Consider the following 21,539-nt stretch of genomic DNA (forward strand, 5'->3'; position numbering starts at 1 on the left):
CCAGCAGGTCCGGAGGCATACCTTCCGCCGGTGGACGACTTGTGACGATTGGATGTCTACCTCTTGCGGATTGCAACACTTGTTCACTAGCGTCCCGATCATTCCAAGCGCATCTGCTATCCGCAGCTGCAGCATGACGACTCGGGAGGGCCAACCCCTATGAGTGTTCCTCGGATCAGCCGGACCCGGATCGCGGCGGTGGGCGTTGTCCTCGCCACCGCCGGAGCCCTCGCGCTCCCGGCCGGCACCGCCTTCGCCGCCGGGGCGGAGACGACCACCGGTCCGCTGCTCAGCTACGTCGTCAACACCAAGGCCAACCACGGTCAGGTGCAGAAGGTCGAGACCGCGGTCAAGGCCCTCGGCGGCTCCGTGGTCTACTCCTACGAGCAGATCGGCGTGGTGATCGCCCGCTCGACCGACACCCAGTTCGCCGCCAAGCTGCGCAAGGCGAAGGCCGTCGAGTCGGTCGGCGCCAGCCGCACCAAGGGCATCACCGCCTCCGAGGACCGCACCGCCGAGGTCGCCGCCGCCCCGACCGCCGCCCCCGCCGCCGGCGAGGAGCCGTACTGGGCCAACCAGTGGGACATGCGTCAGATCGGCGTCGACAAGGCCCACAAGCTGTCCCTCGGCAGCAACAAGGTCACCGTCGGCGTCCTGGACTCCGGCATCGACGGCACCCACGAGGACCTCGCGGCCAACGTCGACGCCTCGCAGTCGGTCTCCTGCATCGACGGCGGCAAGCCGAACACCGCCTGGGACGCGTGGCAGCCGGGTGTCGACGGCGCCCACGGCACCCACGTGGCCGGCACCATAGCCGCCGCCAAGAACGGCAAGGGCATCGAGGGCATCGCCCCGAACGTCAAGCTCGCCGCGGTGAAGGTCGTCGACGACGGCGGCTTCATCTACCCGGAGTACGCCATCTGCGGCTTCGTCTGGGCCGGCGAGCACAAGTTCAAGGTCACGAACAACAGCTACTTCGTCGACCCGTGGATGTTCAACTGCCAGAACGACGCGGACCAGGAGGCGATCACCACCGCCGTCCGCCGCGCCGTCGAGTTCTCGCAGCGCAAGGGCGTCCTCAACGTGGCCGCCGCGGGCAACGAGAACATCGACCTGGCCCACAAGACCAAGGACGTCGCCAGCCCGGACGACACCACCCCGGTCGAGCGCCCGATCACCCAGGACTGCCTCAACCTGCCGACCGAGCTGGACGGCGTGGTCGCGGTCTCCTCCGTGGGTGTCAACGGCGACAAGTCGTACTACTCCAGCTACGGCAAGAACAAGGTCACCGTGGCCGCCCCCGGTGGCGACCGCATCTACCAGATCCCGAACACCCCCGACAAGAACGGCCGCGTGCTGTCCACCATCCCGGGCGGCGGCTACGGCTACATGCAGGGCACCTCGATGGCGTCCCCGCACGCCGCCGGTGTGCTCGCGCTGCTCGCCAGCACCTTCCCGTGGGCCAGCCCCGAGGAGCTGACCGAGCTGCTCACCAACCAGGCCGAGTCGCACGCCTGCCCGTCGGGCCCGTACAACCCGGGCGGCACCGGCACCTGGGCCGCCACCTGCGAGGGCGGCGTGGACGACAACGGCTTCTACGGCGCGGGCATCATCAACGCCGAGAAGGCGGTCCAGTGGTGGCGTTGAGCCACGGCTGACCGGCTGCTGAACCCCTGAGTCGCCGAACGGGGGCGGGACTTCGGTCCCGCCCCCGTTCGCCTGTCCGGCTCCGGGGCCGACCGTGGGGCCACCCGACGGATCGCCGGGTACGGATCAGCCGATGTGGATCACCCGACGGTGATCACTCGACGTGGTGCTCCCACACCGTCTCCACCGACGGCTTGCCGTGCAGGTCCGGCACCTCCCGCAGCCAGGCGGGCCGCCCCGCCCTGGTCCGCTCGGCCCGTCGCTGCTCCGCGTCGCGCAGCTGCTCCGGGGTCGGGAAGCCCTCCGGCAGCCACTCGGCCGAGCGGGCCGCCCGCGCCGCCAGGTGCTCCACATAGGCCCGCCGCAGCTCCCCGACCGAGCCGAACCCCGGCTCGTCGGTCAGCCAGGCGTCCGGCACCAGGGCCACCACCTGCTCCAGCAGCCCGGCGGTGACCAGCGGGCCGAGATCCCGGTCCGCCCGCGGGACGTCCGGGCGGTACCCGCCGAGGGCGTGGGCGCTGAGGTCGTAGCGCTTGCCGACCGAGGCCCCGGCCGCGGACCAGCGGTGGTGGAAGACCAGCGCGGCGCCGTTGTCGATCAGCCAGAGCCGTCCGTGCCACACCATCAGGTTGGGGTTGTGCACCGTCCGGTCGACGTTGCCGGTGAGCGCGTCCAGCCACACCACCCGGCCGGCCTCGGCCGGTCCGACGTCGATCATGCCGGGCCGGAAGTCGCGGGCGCCGGGCAGCAGGTCCAGGCCGAGGTTGACGCCGCGGCTGGCCCGCAGGATGTCCTGGACCTCGCGGTCCGGCTCGTCCTCGGCCACCGCCGGGTCGAAGTCCACCAGCCGCAGCTCCGGCACCCGCAGGCCGAGCCGCCGGGCCAGCTCGCCGACGATCACCTCCGCCACCAGCGCCTTCCGGCCCTGCGCGGCCCCGGTGAACTTCACCACATAGGTGCCCAGGTCGTCGGTCTCCACCACGCCGGGCACGGAACCGCCGTCCCGCAGCGGGTCGACGTAGCGCACTGCTGTCACCTGTTCGAGCACAACCGCCACCCTAGGGGTTGTCTCCTCGATCGAGCCAGGCGGGCGCCGCCGATGCGCGCACCCCGACGACGCCCGCCGATCTGCCCCCATCACGGGGACAACCCCTGACTCCCGGCCCGGGGCGGAGGCCGCTGCCCGGCGCACCCGGTCCGCTGTGATTGGCTTGCGGCTGATCGACACCGGCCGGACGGGAACCCCGGCGCCGGACCACCGACAAGGAGAGCAGGACCATGGGACAGGTGCAGGCCACCACCGAGCGGGTCTACGACGCGGCCCCCGAGCGGGTGTACGAGGCCCTGGCCGACTACCAGGTGATCCGCCCCAAGCTGCTGCCCGCGCAGTACAGCGAGTACGAGGTCCGGGTCGGCGGCACCGGGGCGGGCACCCAGGTGCACTGGAAGCTCCAGGCCACCGAGAAGCGGGTCCGCGACTGTCTGCTGACCGTCTCGGCGCCGCGGCCGGACCAGCTGGTGGAGAAGGACGCCAACTCCAGCATGGTGGTCACCTGGACCGTCGCGGCGGCCGGCGAGGGCCGGACCCGGGTCACCGTCACGGCGACCTGGCAGGGCGCGACCGGTATCGGCGGCTTCTTCGAGCGGACGTTCGCGCCCAAGGGTCTGAACCGGATCCACGACGAGGTGCTCGCCAACCTGGCCGCCGAGGTGCGCTGACCCTCCCCGGGGCGGGCTCCGGCCGACCCCTCCGGCGGGCTCCGGGCCGCCCCCGGGGCCGCCCGCGAACCCGTCCAGGAATTCGAGGAGTTCGTCCACCCGTACGAGCGGAACGCCGTACGGGTGGACGCCCCGCCACCTCCGGGTGACGACGACCCCGCGGCACGGTGCGGCCACCCTAGGCTCGCCGCCGTGCATATGACGATCCTTCACATTTCCCAACCCGTCGACGGCGGAGTCGCCCGGGTCGTGGTCGACCTGGTCCGGGGCCAGCGCGAGGCCGGCCACCGGGTGCTGGTCGCCTGTCCGCGCGGCGGCCGGCTGGCCGAGGAGGCCGCGGCCGTCGGGGCGCTGGTCCAGGACTGGCCGGCCGGCCGCTCGCCCGGCCCGGCCACCGCCGCCGAGGTCTGGCGGCTGCGCCGGATCGTCCGGGCCGCCGCGCCCGACATGCTCCATCTGCACAGCGCCAAGGCCGGGTTGGCCGGCCGGCTCGCCGTGCGCGGCGCGGTGCCCACGGTCTTCCAGCCGCACGCCTGGTCCTTCGCCGCCGTGGACGGCGCGGTGGCCGCCGCCACCCTGCGCTGGGAGCGGTACGCGACCCGCTGGGCCCACCGGTTGCTCTGCGTCTCGGTCCAGGAGCGGACCGACGGCATCGCGGCCGGGCTGCACGCCGACTGGGCGGTGGTGCCCAACGGCGTGGACACGCGCCACTACGCGCCCGCCGATCGCCGGGCCGCCCGGATCGCGCTCGGCCTGGAGCTGGACGCCCCGCTCGCGGTCTGCGTGGGCCGGCTCTGCCGCCAGAAGGGTCAGGACGTGCTGCTCGCCGCCTGGCCGGAGGTGCGGCGCCGGGTGCCGGCCGCCCGGCTGGCGCTGGTCGGCGGCGGCCCCGAGGAGGCCCGGTTGGCGGCGACGGTCCGGGAGGGCGCCGAGCCGTCCCGGGTCCGGCTGGTCGGGGACGTCGCGGACCCCAGGCCGTGGCTGGCCGCGGCCGATCTGGTGGTCCTGCCCTCGCGCTGGGAGGGCATGGCGCTGGCCCCGCTGGAGGCGATGGCCTCCGGACGTCCGGTACTGCTGACCGACGTGCCGGGCGCCCGGGAGAGCCTGCCGCCGGTCGAACGGGTGTCCGCCGTGGTGCCGCCGGACGACGTGGCCGCGCTCATCACCCGAATGGCCGAAGCCCTGTCCGATCCGATCGAGTGCGAGCGGCGCGGTGTGCGCCTGCGCGAGCACGCCGCGGCTCGCCATGATGTTCGCTCGGTGGTCGAACAGGTGGACGCGCTCTACCGCGACCTGCTGGGGGCGGGTCCGGCGGCCGGACGGCGCCGCGCCCGTGTCCCGCAGCGAATCTGATCGTTTCACATGCCGTGAATGACCCGCCGCACCGGCGCCGTCGTATTCGCACCCTCAGCCGGTTGTGGATGAGGGGTGAAATCAGAAATACCTATTAATGGGCGGCTGGAATGAAATGGCAAGTCAACTTCCAGCATTCAAGCCAGCGTTCGGTAACGTCTGATTTTGCCTGCTTCATTTCGATTTCACACCGGAAATTCGAGAGGAAATCGAAAGCCGCCAGCGGCAGCAGGTGCTGTCAGGACCGCGCCCACCGGGCCGGGACGGCCGCCCCGGGGCAACCGGTGCCGGGCCGCCGTCACCCCGGGCACACAGCAGGGGAGTTCGTGCGCTGATGACCATTGACCACGACAGCGTGCCAAGGCCCGGACGGTCCCTCTCCGGCCCGCCCCGGCCCGCCACCGGGCTGCTCGACCGCCCGGCACGCTCCGCCCAGACCCGCAGCGCCGCCCCGTCCCGCCGGCACCGTCGCCCGGTCCGCTCCCGGCTCGCCCTGCCCGTCGCCCTGGTCGCCGTCGACGCCCTCTCCCTCTGCACCGCCACCGGGGTCGCCAACCGCGCCCTCGACCCCGCCGTCCGGGTCGCCCCCCTGCTCGGCGTCGCCGCCCTGCTGCCGCTGCTGCTCCTGCTCAACCTCGCCGGGGGCCTCTACCGCACCCGCCTCACCCTCTCCGTCCTCGACGAGCTGCCCGCCCTCACCGCGCGGGCGCTCGTCGCCTCCGCCTTCGCCATCAGCCTGGCCGGCTGCCTCGAAGGCCGCTGGCCCGACACCGGCCCCGCCACCCCGGCCCGGCTGACCGTCCTGCTCGGCACCCAACTCCTCCTCGCCGTCCTCGGCCGCGCCCTGCTCTACCACCTGGTGCGCCGGATCCGCCGCAGCCGGCCCAGCCCCGTCCTGGTCCTCGGCGCCGGCCGGCTCGGCCGCCGGGTCGCCGCCGCCCTCCACGAGCGCGGCGAGTACGGGATGCGCCCGATCGGCTTCCTCGACCCCGACCCGCCGCTCCTCGCCGGTGACACCGACCTGCCCGTGCTCGGCGGCCGCGAAGTCCTCGAACGCGAGGTCCGCCGCCACCGCGTCCACCACGTGGTCGCCACCGCCGGCGCCGCCGACGAGGCCGAGACCGCGGCCGCCCTGCGCGACGCCGCCCGGCTCGGCTGCCAGGTCTGGCTGGTCCCCGCCCTGCGCGAGTACGGCTCGCTCGCCGCCGGCCGGCTGGCCGGCGCCGACCACCTCTGGGGCTTCCCCTGCGTCCGCGTCGGCCGCGCCGCCACCCGCCGCCCCGGCTGGGCCGTCAAGCGGACCCTGGACGTCACCGCCGCCGCGATCGGCCTGCTGCTGCTCGCCCCCGTCCTCGCCCTCTGCGCGCTCGCCGTCCGCTTCGACACCGGCCCCGGCGTCCTCTTCCGCCAGCAGCGCACCGGCCTCGACGGCCGGGTCTTCACCGTCCTCAAGTTCCGCACCCTGCGGCCCAGCAACGAACACGAGTCCGCCACCCGCTGGAACATCTCCCAGGACCACCGGATGGGCGCCGTCGGCCGGCTGATGCGCCGCAGCTCCCTCGACGAGCTCCCCCAGCTGTGGAACGTGCTCCGCGGCGACATGAGCCTGGTCGGCCCGCGCCCCGAGCGCCCCTACTTCGTCATGCGGTTCGGCCAGGCGTACCCCGAGTACGCGGACCGCCACCGCGTCCCGGTCGGCCTCACCGGCCTCGCCCAGGTCAACGGCCTTCGCGGGGACACCTCGATCGAGGACCGGGCCCGCTTCGACAACCGCTACATCGAGAGCTGGAGCCTCTGGCAGGACGTCAAGATCCTGTGCCGCACCGCGGCCCTCATGCTCCACCCGGACGGGAGCTGAACGACGCCGTGGCCCTGACCCTCGCCGCACCACCGCACCCCGCCCGGCTGTTACGGCGTGCGGGCGGCGTCCTCCAGGAACGCCCCAGCCTGCTGGCCGCCGCCACCGTGCTGCTGGTCTGCGTCCCCACCGGGGAGAAGGACGTCGCCGCCGCCGTCCACGTCACCGCCGCCGACCTCGCCTCGCTCGCCCTGGTCGCCCTCACCGCCGTCAACCTGCTGCGCGGCCGCACCCCCGCCGTCGGCCGCGCCGACGCCGTCCGCTTCGGCGCGATCGTGGCCGCCGCCGCCGTCGCCACCATCGGCTCCACCGACCCGGCCACCAGCCTCACCGGCTTCGTCCGGCTCACCCAGGTGTTCGTGCTCGTCCCCGCCGCCGTGCTCTGCTCCCTGCGCGACCGCACCGACCAGCGGCTGGTGCTCGGCTCCTTCGTCGCCGCCGCGCTGATCCAGGGCGTCGTCGGCGTGCACCAGTTCCTCACCGGCACCGGCGCCTCCTACACCGGCCGCCCGATCCGCGCCGTCGGCACCTTCGGCGCGCTCGACATCATGGCGATGTCCACCGTCGTCGCCTACGGCCTGCTCGCCGCCCTCGCCCTCGCCCTCGGCGAACGCGGACCCGACGGCGACCCGCGACTGCGGCGGGCCCTGTTCGCCGCCGCCGCCTTCCTCGCCCTCCCGCTCGCCGTCTCCTTCAGCCGCGGCAGCTGGATCGCCACCGCCGCGGCCGCCACCGTCCTGCTGCTGCGCGCCGACGCCAGGCTCGCCGTCCGCGGCGCCCTGCTCGGCGCGGCCGCCGCCGTCGTCCTCGTCGGCGGACTCGGCCTCGGCGGCGACGGCGTCACCGACCGGCTCAGCTCGATCGGCTCCGTCTCCGCCGCCCCCGACCAGTCGGTCTCCGACCGCTACGACCTGTGGGCCACCGCCGGCCGGATCTGGCAGGACCACCCCGTCTCCGGCGCCGGCCCCAAAGCCTTCCAGCAACTGCGCGACAGCCACGCCCCGCTCCGGCTCTCCTCCGGCAGCGACGCCGCCGACGCCACCATCGGCTTCCAGCGCGAACCGCTGCTGTCCCCGCACAACATGTACTTCCTGGTCCTCAGCGAACAGGGCCTGATCGGCATCGTCGCCTACGGCCTCCTCTTCCTCGGCCTCCTGCTCGGCTGCCTGCGGCACGCCCGCGGCCGCGGCCCGGCGCTGGCCGCCCTCGCCCTGCTCACCTGGGTCCTGATCGACTTCCTCTACGCCGACATCGGCGGCACCACCACCGTGCTGACCTCGATCGTCCTCGGCCTCGCCGCCCGCGCGGCCCGACCCCCCGCGGCCCGGCCATGACCACGGACCAGCCCGCGGTCGTGCCCGCCACCCTGCCGGCCCCCCGCCCCGCCCCGCCCGGCCCCGGACCGGCCGCCGCCCCGCGCGGCCGCTTCCTCGCCCGGGCCTTCGGCGTCACCGCCGTCCTCAGCGCCGCCGGGTCCGCCCTCGGACTGCTGCGCGACCTCCTGCTCGCCCGCTACTTCGGCGCCAACCAGGGCACCGACGCCTTCCTCGTCGCCTGGACCGTCCCCGAGACCGCCGCACCGCTGCTCATCGAGGACGCCATGTCCTTCCTCATGGTGCCCGCCTTCGCCCTCGCCCTGGTCCTGCGCGAGGAACGCCCCGACGGCCCCGACCCGGTCCGCCAGGTCGTCCGGGCCACCCTGCCCTGGCTGCTGCTCGCCCTCACCACCCTCTCCCTCGGCGCCGCCCTCGGTGCCCCCCGACTCGTCGACCTGCTCGCCCCCGGCCTCGCCGACCCCCGCCTCGCCGTCACCTGCACCCGGATCACCGCGATCACCGTGCTCCCGTTCGGCGTGGCCGGCTACCTCGCCGCCGCCCTGCGCGCCCACCACCGCTTCACCGCCCCCGCCGGCATCTACGTCGCCTACAACCTCGGCATCCTCGTCGTCCTGCTCAGCTGCCACGCCCTGTGGGGCGTGCGCTCCGCCGCGATCGGCGTCGCCCTCGGCAGCCTGCTCATGGCCGGCCTGCTGATCGGCCCGTTCCTGCGCGCCCTGCGCACCGGCCCCGGCCGCTCCGCCCGCGGCCGCCGCTCCCGCAACGGCCTGGTCCTGATCCCGCTCGCCCTGCTCCCCGTCGGCGCGTTCACCCTCACCCGCCAGGCCCAGGTCTTCATCGAGCGCTACCTCGGCTCGGGACTGCCGCCCGGCACCATCTCCCACCTCAACTACGCCGCCAAGGTCTCCCAGCTCGCCATGACCGCCGGCATCCTGATCTGCACCGTCACCTTCCCGCTGGTCGCCCGGGCCCTCGCCGCCGGCAATCTCACCGCCGCCCGCGACCGGGTCGAGAAGGACCTCGGCCAGGCGGCGGCCGTCGTCCTGCTCGGCACCGCCTTCCTGATGGCCTGCGCCCCCTCCGTCGTCGCCCTGCTCTTCGAACGCGGCGCCTTCGGTCCCGGTGACACCGCCGCCACCGCCGCCGTGATCCGGGTCTACAGCTTCGGCCTGCTCGCCCAGGCGCTGATCGGCGTGATGATCCGCCCCTACTTCTCGCTGCGCCCCGTCGTCCGCCGGGCCGGCGACCCCAGCCCCGACGACGGCGGCCGCCGACTGCTCGACTGGTACCCGGCCGCCGCGATGGCCCTCGGCCTCGTCGTCACCGTCACCGTCGGACTGCTCGCCACCCCCCGGTTCGGCGCCCTCGGTCTCGCCGCCGGCAACGCCGCCGGCATCACCGCCGCCGCCGTGCTCCTGCTGCGCGGCCTGGTCCTGCGCGGCATCCCGCTGCGCCTGCGCAAGGTCCTCGGCGGCCAGGCCCGGCTGCTCGCCGCGGCGGCGGGCGCCGCCGTGCTCGGCATGCCCGCGGCCGGCCTCACCGCCGACCCGCTGCTCTCCACCGTCCTCGGCGGCCTCACCGTCGCGCTGGTCTTCACCGCCCTGGGCACCGGTCTCGGCGCCCGCGAGGTGCTGGGCCCGGTCCGCGCCGCCGTCCGGGTCCTGGGACCGGTCCCCGACCCGTCACCTGTCGCCGATGAAGGGAAGCCTCCCCATGGACGCTGAACGGGGAACCGTCCGGTCGGTGCCGTCGCGCGTACGGCGCCCGGCCGCGCCGACGGCCGGCGGCCGGCGCACCGACGCGCCGCGCACCGAAACCCCGCAGGCCGGCGCCCCACGCGCCGAGACCTCGCGGATCGACGCCCCACGCGCCGAGACCTCGCGCGTCGACGCGCCGCGGGCCGAAGCCCCGCGCGCCGACCCGCCGTACACCGGTGTCCGCCGACCACCCGCCCGGCTGCCCAGGAGCCGGCGCCCGCTCGCCGAGCTCCCCGCCGCCGGGACCACCTCGCCGTGGATCCTGATGTACCACTCGGTGGCCGTCGAGAAGGAGGACCCGTACCAGCTCACGGTCAGCCCCGAACGGTTCGCCGAACAGATCGCCTGGCTGCACCGCGGCGGCCGGCGCGGCGTCTCGGTGCGCGAACTGATGCGGGCCCGGGCGGCCGGACGGGCGGACCGCCTGGTCGGACTCACCTTCGACGACGGCTACGCCGACTTCGCCCGCCACGCCGTACCGATCCTCCAGGCGTACGGCTTCACCGCCACCGCCTACGTGGTCGCCGACCTGCTCGGCCGCGCCAACGACTGGGACACCGAAGGCCCCCGCAAGACCCTGCTCACCGTGCAGGAGGTCACCGACCTCGCCGCCGCCGGCTGGGAGATCGGTTCCCACGGCCTCGGCCACCGGGCCCTGCCCGGACTGCCCGCCGAGGTGCTCGCCGCCCAGACCCGGGAGAGCCGACAGGTCCTGGAGGACGTCGTCGGCGGCCCGGTCACCGGCTTCTGCTACCCCTACGGCGCCGTCGACCTCGCCGCCACCCTGGCCGTCCGCGACGCCGGCTACGACTACGCCTGCGCCATCGCGCACTCCCCGCTCACGGGCCGGTTCGCGCTGCCCCGCTGCTACGTAGGCGACCGCGACGGCGCCTGGCGGCTACGGGCCAAACGCGGCCGTCACCACCTGCGCGACACCGTCACCGAACTCCGCCGCCGCCGTCTCGCCGCCCGCGCCGGACGCCTCCGGAGGGTGCCGTGAGGATCCTGCACATCGTCACCGGTCTCGCCTCCGGCGGCGCCGAACGCCAGCTCCCCCTGGTGCTCCGCCACCTCCCGGCCCACCAGCAGTGCGAGGTGCTCGCCCTGACCAACCCCGGCACCGTGGCCGCCGCGCTGCGCGCCGACGGCGTCACCGTCCACCACCTCGGCATGCGCGGCAACCGGGACCTCGGCGCACTGCCCCGGCTCGCCCGCCTGGTCCGGGCCGGCCGCTACGACGTGGTGCACACCCACCTCTACCGGGCCGGACTGTACGGACGGCTGGCCGCCCGGCTGGCCGGGGTCCGGGCCGTCGTCGCCACCGAGCACTCGCTGCACGCCGGAGTGATCGAGGGCCGCCCGGTCACCCGCGGCGTCAAGGGCCTGTACCTGGCCGCCGAACGCCTCGGCACCACCACCGTCGCGGTCTCCCGGCAGGTCGCCCAGACCCTGCACGCCTGGGGCGTCCCGCCGGCCAGGGTCGAGCTGATCCCCAACGGCATCGACGCCGCCCGCTACCACCACCCGCCCGCCGCCCGGGCCGGCACCCGCGCCCGGCTGCGCGCCGAACTCGGCCTGCCGCCGGACAGCTGGGTGATCGGCGGGATCGGCCGGCTCGTCCCCGGCAAGCGCTTCGCGGTCCTGCTGGAGGCACTCGCCGCACTGGACGGCGCGGCGCGCCTGGTACTGATCGGCGAAGGCCCCGAACGCTCCGCCCTGGAGCGCCGGGCCGAGGAACTCGGCGTCCGCGACCGCCTGGTGCTGACCGGCGAACGCGACGACGTCCCCGAACTGCTCACCGCGCTGGACGTGCTCGCCGCTCCCTCCACCGAGGAGACCTTCGGCCTCGGCGTGCTGGAGGGGCTGGCGGCCGGCCTGCCGGTGCGCCACAGCGCCTGCCCGGCGCTGGACGAACTGCCGCCCGGCGCGGCCCCGCAGGCCCGCCGGATCCCGTCCGAGGCGGCCGCCTACACGGCCGCGCTGCGCGACCTGCGCCACCTCGACGACCTCGGCACCGACCCGCTCCCCAGGCCGCCGGCCGTCGGCCACTACGACATCGTCCGGGTGGCCGCCGACCTCGGCGCGCTCTACGACCGGCTGGCCCGGGCTTGAGCCGGCCGCACCCCCGCAGACACCGGGCCGCCGGCCGGGCGGCCCTCATATCCAAGGAGTCCCCATGAGCGAATCGCGCCGTAGCGCCCGTCGGCTCGTCGGCCGATGGTGGCCGATGGCCCTCGCGGTGCCGCTGGGCGCCGCCGCCGGCGCCGGGTACGCCGTCGTCGCCCACCCCTCGTACGCCGCCAACTCCTATGTGATCGTGGTGCCCGACGCCCAGGGGCAGGCCGCCACCGCGGTCAACTTCGCCCAGGCGTACGGCCGGCTGGCCGGCCAGCCGCAGGTGCTGGCGGCCGCCGCCGCCGAGACCGGGCACAGCCGCGGAGAGCTGGAGACCCTGGTGCACGGCACCACCTCGCCGGACGCCCCGATGATCGAGATCACCGGCACCGGCGCCGAGCCCGAGGAGGCCGTCCGGGCCGCGGACGCGGTGTCGCGCTCGCTGGTGGCGTTCGCCAACGGCAGCAGCAAGGAGACCGGCGTCCGGCTGGTCCCGCTGGCGGGCGCCGCCGAGCCCGACCGGCCGACCACGCCCTCCGGCAAGCTGGACGTCGCGGTGGGCGGCGCGGCCGGGGTGCTGCTCGGCGCGCTGGTGATGATGACCCGCCGCCGGGGCGAGGGGACCGCCGCCGAGGAGGTGCCGGCCGGGACCGGGCCGGCGACCACCCCGCGCCCGCGCGCCGCCGAGCCGGAGCCCGACCCCGTCGGTCCGGCCGGGCCGGTGAAGGGCGGCACGGTGAAGGGCGGCACGGTGAAGGGCGGCACCGCGAAGGCCGGGGCCGCGAAGGGCGACGCCGTGAACGCCGGGTCCGTGAACGCCGGCCCCGCGAAGCCCGAGGCGGGGAAGGCCGAAGCGGAGAAGCCCGAGACCGTGAAGCCCGAGACCGTGCAGGCCGGGTCGGCGAAGGCCGGGCCCGCCGGGGCGAAGGCGGGACCGGGCAACGGTGCCCGGGCCGAGGCGACGGCAGGGGGCGGTCGATGAGCACCGAGGCCGTCACCCCCACGGCGGGTCTCCCGGCCCAGGCCCGCTCACCCCGCTGGACCACCGAGCTGCGCCGCGAGGACGACGTCCTCGACACCCTCGCCGGGGAATGGGACGACCTGGCCGGCCGCTGCCGCACCGCCACCTCCTTCCAGCGCTCGGCCTGGCTGCGCTCCTGGTGGCGCCACTACGGCCGCCCCGGTGCCCTGGTGGTGGTGCTGGTGCGCCGCGAGGGCCTGCTGGTCGGCGCGGGCGCGTTCCGCCGGCGCGGCGGCCCGCTCGGCGGACTGACCGGACTCGGCGCCGGACTGGTCGACTTCACCGACGTCCTGCTCGACGACGCCTGCGCCGACCGGGCCGCCGCCGAGTTCGCCGCGGCCCTCCCGCTCACCCGCCCCTGGCACAACCTGGAACTGCGCGAGGTCCACCCGGACGCGGCCGTCCAGCGGGTCTTCGAACAGTGGCGCGGCCGCCGCCACCGCTTCACCGACTCGCTCTGCCAGTACCTGCCCGCCGTCCCGATGGACCAGCTGCTCAAGCGGCTGCCGGGCAAGACCGCCCAGCGCAGCCGGGTCAAGCTGCGCAAGATCGCCGAATCCGGCGTCGAGGTGCGGTCGACCACCCCGGAGGAGGTCCCGGAGGCCCTGGAGGCGCTGCTGCGGCTGCACTTCCTCCAGTGGGAGGAGCGCGGGGTGACGCCGGAGCACCGTACCGAGCGGTTCTCCCGCCACCTCGCCGAGTCCACCGCCGCGCTGGTCGCCGACGGCGGCGCGGCCGTGCACCGGTTCTGGCTCGACGGCGAACTGCTCGCGGTCAACCTGGTGCTGCTCTGCCCCGCCTACAGCGGCCTCTACCTGTACGGCGCGCACCCCCGGCTGCGGGAGCGGCTGGACATCGCCGGCCTGCTGTTCGGCGCCGCGCTGGACGAGACGCTGGCGGCGGGGATCCCGGTGATAAGCCTGCTGCGGGGCAAGGAGGCGTACAAGCAGCGCTGGCGCCCGGACGGACTGCCGAACCAGCGGCTGCTGTTCGGCCCGCGCGGTGCCGCCCCGGCGGCCGCGGCCCGGGGCGGCGCGGTCCGCGCCCGGCGGGCGGCGGTGCACCTGCTCACCACCCGGATGCCGCGGCTCAAGGAGGCGCTGGCCGCCCGCCGCCGCGGCTGACCGCCCGCCCCGCTACCACCAGGGCCACCAGTGCCACCCCGGCCGGGCGGTCGGCGTGGGGGAGGGCACCGCGGACGGCGCCGCCGGGGCGGTCGGGCCCGCCGACGGCGACGGCTCGCCCGGCTCCCCGGGGCTCGGCGGCGCCGTCGGGGTGGCGGCCGCGCTCGGCGGCGCGGTCGGCGTGCCGGGCGGCGTCGGCTGCGCCGGGACGCTCGGCGCCACCGGTGCGACCGGTGCCGACGGCGGCGTCGGCACGGCCGGGGCGCCCTTGGAGCCGGCCATCAGCTGCTTGAAACGGGCGCCCGCCCGCGGATTCCGGTCGCACTGCCAGAACCCGTGCGGGCAGTAGTCGGTGACGGTCTGGTAGGCGGTGTCGTGGGTGCGGATCCACTCGACCATCCGCTGCACGAACTCCGGGTTGTCCCCGTTCCGGAACAACCCCCACTCCGGGTACGAGACCGGCTTGCCCCGCTTGGCCGCGAACTCCACCTGGTCCTGCAGCCCGTACGGCTCGCGCACGTAGTCGTCGAAGGTGCCGCCGGCCGGTTGGTCGTAGCTGTCCATGCCCAGGATGTCGACCACGTCGTCCCCCGGGTAGCACTTGGTCCACGGGATCGCGTCCAGCCCCCGGTTCGGCGTGAAGTCGAACCGGAACCGCTGCCCCGGCACCGAGCGCATCACCGTGACGATCCGCCGCCAGTACGTCTTCCAGGCGGCCGGGTCGGGCTTGCAGCGGTGGGTGTAGGTGACGCCGTTCATCTCCCAGCCGAGGGTGAGCACCGTGTCCGCGCCGCCGAGCGCCACCAGCCGCCGGGCCAGCTTCAGGAAGTGCCGGTCGAAGTCGCCGCGGGCGCCCTGGGCGAGCAGCCGGGCCACCTCGCCGTCCGGTACGTTCGCCTCGTTCGGCACCAGCATCGGCACGCCGAGGATCAGCATCCGGGACGGGTCGGCCAGCCGCCACTGCGACCACATACCGAGCACCATCGGCTCGCCCTCGATGTCCGCCCAGCCGTTCCCCGCCAGATAGGTGTGGCCGACCTGGAGGTTGGCGTTGCCCAGCCACTGCGAGTACCGGCCGATCTGCGGGATGTAGTTGTCCCACGAGCCGACGAAGGCACCGAACGGCGGTTCGTGCGGCGGCCGCTGCACCACCGGGCGGGGAGCGGCGCCGCGCGGCGTGATCCCGTCGGAGGAGAGGGCGTGCCGCTCCGTCTGGCTCAGCGGTGTCCCGGCGGGGACGCCGGCCGTGGTGAGCAGCAGCAGGGTGGCGGCGGCCAGCGCCAGGCGGCCGAATCGCATGGTCTCTCCTCGGGCGGTTCCCCGGACGGTGCCACGGACGGGGCTGGGCGGAGCAGGCTGGGCGGAGGCGGGCAGGGGCACGCACGGTGGTGTCCCGATTGCCGACAGTAGGGCCGCCCGGCCGGGGAAAAGCCGAATGTCACCCTAAAGTGGGCGATATTCGAACGCCGTCCGGCGGTGTGCCGTGTATCACCTCCGTAACAGTCCTGGAGGCCCCCGGAGCGCTACGCGCGGCCCCGCCCGGGGGCCCGTCGGGCCCGACGGCGCAGGTCGCCGGGCGGGTGCGGGAGAACCGGGCCGGGCCGCCGCGAGGGTCTGCGCCGTTCGGCGGTACGGCGAATCGCGGCTGACTCGCGCGGGTGCCGAAAGGTACGCTCCGCCCGTGTCCTGGAAGTCGCGCGCCCTCAGCCCCCGATCGATCCTGCCTGCCCTGGCGGTGCTGCTGGTCCTTGTGGCGGGCGCCGCCGCGCACGCCAACAAGCCCGTCCCGTTCGGCGACCGGGTGGCCGCGCGGACCACCGCCGACCCCAGCGCGGACGCCACCGCGACCCTGGACGCCGCCGATCTGGACCTCCGGGTCGGCCCGGGCCTGGAGGCGTACCACCGGGTCACCGGCGAGCACGCCTGGTCCTACCAGCGGGAGGGCGCCACCGCGCTCTACCTGTCGATGGCCGGCGAGAACGCCGTGGTGATCTGGGACGACGGCCTGGTCACCTCCGTACGCCCCGGAGACCAGCAGGTTCGCTGGCACCGCGCCGTCCCCGGCCTGGCCGACTGGCTGCGCGCCGCGGGCGAGCCCGGCGCCGACAAGCGGACCGAGGAGCAGCGCAAGCAGCAGGCGGCCGAGCGGGCCGCGGCCGCGCTGCGCACCGTCCAGCAGAGCACGCCCTGGGTGGCCGTGGTCACGCCCGAACTGACCATGGGCTTCCGCGACGCCGACGGTGACCTGCGTTACAACTCCAAGCCCGCGGGGAACTGCGTCTACGACCCGGAGCGCACCGTGGCCACCGACTTCGCGGTCCTCGTCCCGCGCAGCTGCGCCAACAGCACCGGGCAGCAGGTCTCCGGCGGCATCTCCGGCTACCGGCTGGACAGCACCGGCTGGCAGCTGAACGCCGGCCCCGGCGTCTCGATGAAGGCGCTGGACGGGCGCCGGGTGCTGATCTCGGACGGGCCGATCGTCGCGCCGCGGGTCTTCGACACCTGGGCCGCCGCCCCCGAGGCGGCCTGCGGCAGCGTGGCCGAGCCGTTCGCGGCCGTGCCCCCGCCGGGCGGCTGCGCGGCCCCGGACGCGGACGGCGCGCAGGCGCGGTAGCCGCTGCCGCCGGGCCTCCCGGGCGGCCGGGACGGGGTCTGCCGGTACCCCGGGCGGGTAGCTCCTCCGGGGCCGCGCGCGCGGCCCGGTAGACTTGCCGTCATGGCTGTTCTCTCCGGGCACTAGCGGGTGCGCGGTACCGCCCCGAGCGGTCCGCCGAACCTCGTCGACGACGCCCCTTCCCGCCGCCCCGGCCCGAGCCCGTCCGGTCGCCCGCCCACGTCCCAGGAGTAGTGCCCAGCCATGATTTCCGTCAACGGCCTCGAACTGCGTGCCGGCGCCCGGATCCTGATCGAGTCCGCGAACTTCAAGGTCGCCGCCGGCGACCGGATCGGCCTGGTCGGGCGCAACGGCGCCGGCAAGACCACGCTGACCAAGGTGCTGGCCGGCGAGGGCATTCCCGCGTCCGGCACGGTGGTCCGCTCCGGCGAGGTCGGCTACCTGCCGCAGGACCCGCGCACCGGCGACCTCGACGTCCTCGCCAAGGACCGCATCCTCTCCGCCCGCGGCCTCGACACCGTGCTGAAGAAGATGCGCGAGAACGAGGACCGGATGGCGAACGGCAAGGGCGCCACCCAGGAGAACGCGATGAAGAAGTACGCGCGCCTGGAGACCGAGTTCCTCACCAAGGGCGGGTACGCCGCCGAGGCCGAGGCCGCCACCATCGCGGCCGCGCTGGGCCTGCCGGACCGCATCCTCAACCAGCCGCTGCACACCCTCTCCGGTGGTCAGCGACGCCGCGTCGAGCTGGCCCGGATCCTGTTCTCCGACTCGGACGTGCTGCTCCTCGACGAGCCCACCAACCACCTCGACGCCGACTCGATCGTCTGGCTGCGGGACTTCCTGAAGACCTACAAGGGCGGCTTCATCGTCATCTCGCACGATGTCGACCTGGTCGAGACGGTCGTCAACAAGGTCTTCTACCTGGACGCCAACCGCTCCGCGATCGACGTCTACAACATGGGCTGGAAGCAGTACCAGCAGCAGCGCGAGGACGACGAGAAGCGCCGCAAGCGCGAGCGGGCCAACGCCGAGAAGAAGGCCGCGACGCTGAACGCGCAGGCCGACAAGATGCGCGCCAAGGCCACCAAGACCGTGGCCGCGCAGAACATGGCCCGCCGCGCCGACAAGTTGCTCTCCGGCCTGGAGCAGGTCCGGATGAACGACAAGGTCGCCAAGCTGCGCTTCCCGGACCCGGCCCCGTGCGGCAAGACCCCGCTGACCGCCAGCGGGCTGTCCAAGTCCTACGGCTCGCTGGAGATCTTCACCGACGTCGACCTGGCCATCGACCGGGGTTCCCGGGTCGTCGTGCTGGGCTTCAACGGCGCCGGCAAGACCACCCTGCTGCGGATGCTGGCCGGGGTGGAGAAGCCGGACACCGGCGAGGTGATCCCGGGCCACGGCCTGAAGATCGGCTACTACGCCCAGGAGCACGAGACCCTGGACCCGGAGCGCACGGTGCTGGAGAACATGCGCTCCTCGGCCCCGGACACCGACCTGGTGCAGATCCGCAAGATCCTCGGCTCGTTCCTGTTCTCCGGCGACGACGTCGACAAGCCGGCGGGGGTGCTCTCCGGCGGTGAGAAGACCCGGCTCGCGCTGGCCTCGCTGGTGGTCTCCAGCGCCAACGTGCTGCTGCTCGACGAGCCCACCAACAACCTGGACCCGGCCAGCCGCGAGGAGATCCTCGGCGCGCTGCGCGAGTTCAGCGGCGCGGTCGTGCTGGTCACCCACGACGAGGGCGCGGTCGACGCGCTCCAGCCGGAGCGGATCATCCTGCTCCCCGACGGCGTCGAGGACCTCTGGAGCCCGGCCTACGCCGACCTGGTCACGCTGGCCTGATTCCGTTGTGCGAAGGCCCGGTCGTCCGTACGGACGACCGGGCCTTCGCGTTCCCGTCCGGCCGGCGGTAGACGTTTCCTCCACTCTCTGTGCCAGAAAAACTACTCCCTTCGGCGTGTCCGGGAATGAAGGGGTCGCGCATTCCGTTTGAGGAGCTTCCGTCGACCCAGCACCCGATCGTGATCGGGACCACGCTGCTGATCAGCCCATTCGCACCGAACGGCGGTAGACCACCGGGGGCGTGCACTCAGCGTGAGCGCCCTTGTGCGCTCGGATCACCACCGCGGGACCGCCCATTCCAGACATGGACCTTGTCGAATGGGTGGCCAGGACGCGGTGGATGGGTGATCATGGGAATCTGACCGAGCAACGCTACGAGGAGGCACGGGTGGCCGAGACTCTGAAAAAGGGCAGCCGGGTAACCGGTGCCGCGCGTGAGAAGCTCGCGGCCGATCTCAAGAAGAAGTACGACTCCGGGGCGAGCATTCGTGCCCTCGCGGAGGAGACCGGTCGCTCGTACGGCTTCGTGCACCGAATGCTGAGCGAATCCGGGGTGATCCTCCGGGGCCGCGGCGGTGCGACGCGCGGCAAGAACAAAGCCGCTGCCGGGGCGGGTTCCTGACGCCCTGTCACTTCATCGGACGGATGACTCGGCGGCAGGGCACGGACCGGGGAGGCGACCGTCGATCGCCCGCCTCCGGCCCGAGCGAACCGGCCGCCGATCGTCATGCCACGGCCCGGTCGTGATCCGGCCGCGGACCGCCGCACGACGATCGCCGACGGGCCCCTGCCGCCGCGCCGCCAGTTTTGTTACTCTCCGGTAGCCAAGCACCCTCGCCACCGGAGGTCCCCCCATGACCGCTCCCGCCACCGATCCGCAGACCCCGAGCCGGGAGCAGGACGGCGTTCGCCTGGAGCTCGACGGCGACCTTGCCGTCGTCACACTCTGTCAGCCCGCGCGGCGCAACGCGCAGTCCCCCGCGATGTGGCGCGCCCTCGCCGCCGTCGGCCGCGAGCTGCCCGGGAACGTCCGGGTGGTGCTGCTCCGGGCCGAAGGCGTCTCCTTCTCGGCCGGCCTCGACCGCGCGATGTTCAGCCCCGAGGGCATCCCCGGCGAGCCCAGCTTCCTCCAGCTCGCCGCCGCCGGTGACAAGGAACTCGACGAGACCATCGCCGGCTACCAGGAGGCGTTCACCTGGTGGCGCCGCCCCGACCTGGTGACCCTCGCCGCCGTCCAGGGTCACGCCGTCGGCGCGGGCTTCCAGCTCGCCCTCGGCTGCGACCTGCGGGTGGTCGCCGAGGACGTGCAGTTCTCCATGAAGGAGACCTCGCTCGGCCTCGTCCCCGACCTCGGCGGCACCAAGCCGCTGACCGACCTGGTCGGCTACGCCCGGGCGCTGGAGATCTGCGCCACCGGCCGCTGGGTCGGCGCGGACGAGGCCACCGCGACCGGCCTGGCCAACCTCGCCGTCCCGGCCGTCGAGCTGGACGCCGCCGCCCGCGACCTCGCCGCCGCCCTGCTGGCCGCGCCGCGCAACGCCGTCATCGAGACCAAGGCCCTGCTCCGGGGCGCCGCCGCCCGCTCCTACGACGAGCAGCGCTCGGCCGAACGGGCGGCCCAGTCCCGCCGCCTGCGCGATCTGGCCGGCCTCGGCGACTGACCGGTGCGGTTCTGCGAAGTCGCACTTCGCAGAACCACTGTGGATCCGGCGGGACTTTGCAAAGAGAGCCGCTCGAAGGGCGCCCGGGCCCGTGGGATCTCCCACGGGCCCGGGCGCCCTTCTCTGTGCCCGTCCGGCCGTTCACCGTCCGCCGACCGGCCCACCCGGTCCGGTCGGCGGTCCGGTCGTTCGGTGTCGTGCCGTGGCGTCCGCCGGTTCGTCCGTTCGTCCGCCCGTCCGGCTGCTCCGGGGGCGGGAACCGTGGCGGAATGCCAGAGTTGGAGCGATTTGCGATATAGCTGGAGCCGCACAACGGGAGATGAGCCATGCCTGACACTCCGACACCCGCCACCCTGCACAAGAACCCCTCGGCCGGTGCCGCCGCGTCCTCGACGGGCGCCGACGGCGCGTCGACGCCCAGCGAGCGCGGCCGCACCGCGCTGGCCGTCGGTGTGGTCGAGAAGATCGCCGGGATGGCCGCGCGCGAGGTCAGCGGTATCCACGCCCTCGGCTCCGGCCTCGCCCGCACCTTCGGGGCGATGCGCGACCGGGTCCCCGGCGGGCGCAGCAGCATCGGACGCGGCATCAAGGCCGAGGTGGGGGAGAAGCAGACCGCCATCGACATCGCGCTGGTCGTCGAGTACGGCGTCGTGATCCCCGAACTCGCCCGCCAGGTCCGGGAGAACATCGTCGACGCGGTCGAGCGGATGACCGGGCTGGAGGTCGTCGAGGTCAACATCGCCGTCAACGACGTCCACCTGCCCGACGAGCCCGACGTCGTGGAGGAGGAAGAGGAGCCCCCCTCCTCCGGCCAGCGCCCCAAGCTGAAGTAGTCCGCAGCGGAAGACGAGGTGGAACGCATGAACCTGGCCATCGTCGGCCTGGTGGTGGGAATGGCCCTGGGCTTCGCCGGATATTTCGGCGGGTTCGCGGCCTTCCTGCTGGTGGCCGCGCTGGGGGTGGTCGGATTCGTGGTCGGCCGGCTGCTGGAGGGCGACATCGAGCTCGGCGAGCTCGGCGACCTGCTGCGCAGTCGCGACCGGCGCCGCTGATGGCGGCCCTCGTCCCCGCGCCCGTCCAGCGGGACCCGGGCGCGCGCGGCCGGCTGCGGATCGCCGACCGGGTCTACGCCCGGATCGCCGCCCGGGCCGCCCGGGAGGCACTCGCCGAGGCGTGGCAGGGCCGGACCGCGCGCGGCGAACCGCCCCGGGTCTCGGTCACGGGCCCGTCCGCGCCGTCCGCCCCGGTCACCGTGCGGGTCGCCGTCGACCTGCCCTTCCCGGCCGATCTCACCGCCCTGGCCCGCGCCGTCCGCGACCGGATCGGTGTCGACGTCCGCGCCCTGACCGCCACCCGGGTGGCGGAGGTCGTCGTGGTGGTCGAGCACCTGGTGCCGGAGGCGGCGGGATGAGCACCTGGCGGAGTGCCGGGGTGGGCCGGCGGACCGTTTGGGCCACCGGCGGCGGCCGCTGCGGTGGCGGCAACGGGCCG

General features: G+C 74.5%; 19 protein-coding genes. 17 read left to right on the forward strand and 2 right to left on the reverse strand.

Going from position 1 to position 21,539, the window contains the following annotated elements:
- Positions 1–159 precede the first annotated feature (159 nt).
- The gene (locus tag ACIQ9P_RS23965; protein WP_402359594.1) at positions 160–1,647 is read left to right on the forward strand and encodes a S8 family peptidase; all 1,488 of its coding nucleotides are present in this window, start codon (positions 160–162) and stop codon (positions 1,645–1,647) included.
- A 154-nt stretch (positions 1,648–1,801) separates the two neighbouring features.
- On the opposite strand, the gene ACIQ9P_RS23970 is transcribed toward ACIQ9P_RS23965, so the two are convergent.
- Positions 1,802–2,695 carry a HipA family kinase gene (locus tag ACIQ9P_RS23970; RefSeq protein WP_402359597.1) on the reverse strand — a complete coding sequence of 298 codons (894 nt, stop codon included), beginning with the start codon at positions 2,693–2,695 and terminating at the stop codon, positions 1,802–1,804.
- A gap of 230 nt (positions 2,696–2,925) precedes the next feature.
- Here ACIQ9P_RS23970 and ACIQ9P_RS23975 point away from each other — a divergent pair, with 230 nt between their 5' ends.
- The 9 genes from ACIQ9P_RS23975 to ACIQ9P_RS24015 all read left to right on the forward strand — a co-directional run bounded on the left by ACIQ9P_RS23975 (position 2,926) and on the right by ACIQ9P_RS24015 (position 13,931).
- Complete coding sequence (locus tag ACIQ9P_RS23975) at positions 2,926–3,366, forward strand: SRPBCC family protein (RefSeq protein ID WP_030398291.1); 441 nt, start codon at positions 2,926–2,928, stop codon at positions 3,364–3,366.
- 198 nt (positions 3,367–3,564) lie between these two features.
- The gene (locus ACIQ9P_RS23980; protein WP_402359600.1) at positions 3,565–4,719 is read left to right on the forward strand and encodes a glycosyltransferase; all 1,155 of its coding nucleotides are present in this window, start codon (positions 3,565–3,567) and stop codon (positions 4,717–4,719) included.
- 334 nt (positions 4,720–5,053) lie between these two features.
- The gene (locus tag ACIQ9P_RS23985; RefSeq protein WP_402359603.1) at positions 5,054–6,577 is read left to right on the forward strand and encodes an exopolysaccharide biosynthesis polyprenyl glycosylphosphotransferase; all 1,524 of its coding nucleotides are present in this window, start codon (positions 5,054–5,056) and stop codon (positions 6,575–6,577) included.
- Positions 6,578–6,585: 8 nt separating this feature from the next.
- A complete protein-coding gene (locus tag ACIQ9P_RS23990; RefSeq protein WP_402359606.1) occupies positions 6,586–7,911 on the forward strand; it encodes an O-antigen ligase family protein in 1,326 nt (441 codons plus the stop codon).
- The gene (locus tag ACIQ9P_RS23995; RefSeq protein WP_402359609.1) at positions 7,908–9,638 is read left to right on the forward strand and encodes a lipid II flippase MurJ; all 1,731 of its coding nucleotides are present in this window, start codon (positions 7,908–7,910) and stop codon (positions 9,636–9,638) included. The genes ACIQ9P_RS23990 and ACIQ9P_RS23995 overlap by 4 nt, the downstream gene beginning before the upstream one ends.
- Complete coding sequence (locus ACIQ9P_RS24000) at positions 9,628–10,671, forward strand: polysaccharide deacetylase family protein (protein WP_402359612.1); 1,044 nt, start codon at positions 9,628–9,630, stop codon at positions 10,669–10,671. Before ACIQ9P_RS23995 ends, ACIQ9P_RS24000 begins: the two co-directional genes overlap by 11 nt.
- On the forward strand, positions 10,668–11,783 hold the full coding sequence (locus ACIQ9P_RS24005) for a glycosyltransferase (protein ID WP_402359615.1): 1,116 nt from the start codon (positions 10,668–10,670) through the stop codon (positions 11,781–11,783). Before ACIQ9P_RS24000 ends, ACIQ9P_RS24005 begins: the two co-directional genes overlap by 4 nt.
- Positions 11,784–11,847: 64 nt before the next feature.
- The gene (locus tag ACIQ9P_RS24010) at positions 11,848–12,768 is read left to right on the forward strand and encodes a hypothetical protein (protein WP_402359617.1); all 921 of its coding nucleotides are present in this window, start codon (positions 11,848–11,850) and stop codon (positions 12,766–12,768) included.
- Positions 12,765–13,931: a GNAT family N-acetyltransferase gene (locus tag ACIQ9P_RS24015; protein WP_402359620.1), complete on the forward strand. Its 1,167-nt coding sequence runs from the start codon at positions 12,765–12,767 to the stop codon at positions 13,929–13,931. Before ACIQ9P_RS24010 ends, ACIQ9P_RS24015 begins: the two co-directional genes overlap by 4 nt.
- A gap of 12 nt (positions 13,932–13,943) precedes the next feature.
- Here ACIQ9P_RS24015 and ACIQ9P_RS24020 read toward each other — a convergent pair whose 3' ends face one another.
- Positions 13,944–15,230 (reverse strand): glycosyl hydrolase, encoded by a 1,287-nt coding sequence (locus ACIQ9P_RS24020; RefSeq protein ID WP_402359623.1) that lies wholly within the window; start codon positions 15,228–15,230, stop codon positions 13,944–13,946.
- A gap of 382 nt (positions 15,231–15,612) precedes the next feature.
- Here ACIQ9P_RS24020 and ACIQ9P_RS24025 point away from each other — a divergent pair, with 382 nt between their 5' ends.
- From ACIQ9P_RS24025 to ACIQ9P_RS24055, 7 genes are all read left to right on the forward strand, one after another.
- Positions 15,613–16,545: a hypothetical protein gene (locus ACIQ9P_RS24025; protein ID WP_402359626.1), complete on the forward strand. Its 933-nt coding sequence runs from the start codon at positions 15,613–15,615 to the stop codon at positions 16,543–16,545.
- A gap of 243 nt (positions 16,546–16,788) precedes the next feature.
- Complete coding sequence (locus ACIQ9P_RS24030) at positions 16,789–18,387, forward strand: ABC-F family ATP-binding cassette domain-containing protein (RefSeq protein WP_402359629.1); 1,599 nt, start codon at positions 16,789–16,791, stop codon at positions 18,385–18,387.
- 388 nt (positions 18,388–18,775) lie between these two features.
- Positions 18,776–19,009: a helix-turn-helix domain-containing protein gene (locus ACIQ9P_RS24035; RefSeq protein WP_030398279.1), complete on the forward strand. Its 234-nt coding sequence runs from the start codon at positions 18,776–18,778 to the stop codon at positions 19,007–19,009.
- A 232-nt stretch (positions 19,010–19,241) separates the two neighbouring features.
- Positions 19,242–20,048, forward strand: coding sequence for an enoyl-CoA hydratase/isomerase family protein (locus ACIQ9P_RS24040; RefSeq protein ID WP_402359632.1), 807 nt, complete (start codon positions 19,242–19,244; stop codon positions 20,046–20,048).
- 326 nt (positions 20,049–20,374) lie between these two features.
- Positions 20,375–20,881: an Asp23/Gls24 family envelope stress response protein gene (locus tag ACIQ9P_RS24045; RefSeq protein WP_402359635.1), complete on the forward strand. Its 507-nt coding sequence runs from the start codon at positions 20,375–20,377 to the stop codon at positions 20,879–20,881.
- A 27-nt stretch (positions 20,882–20,908) separates the two neighbouring features.
- Positions 20,909–21,100: a hypothetical protein gene (locus tag ACIQ9P_RS24050; protein ID WP_030398276.1), complete on the forward strand. Its 192-nt coding sequence runs from the start codon at positions 20,909–20,911 to the stop codon at positions 21,098–21,100.
- Complete coding sequence (locus tag ACIQ9P_RS24055; protein ID WP_402359638.1) at positions 21,100–21,459, forward strand: hypothetical protein; 360 nt, start codon at positions 21,100–21,102, stop codon at positions 21,457–21,459. Before ACIQ9P_RS24050 ends, ACIQ9P_RS24055 begins: the two co-directional genes overlap by 1 nt.
- Positions 21,460–21,539 lie beyond the last annotated feature (80 nt).

It is taken from the genome of Kitasatospora sp. NPDC094019 (genome assembly GCF_044764505.1).
In the GTDB taxonomy this organism is placed as follows: Bacteria; Actinomycetota; Actinomycetes; order Streptomycetales; family Streptomycetaceae; genus Kitasatospora.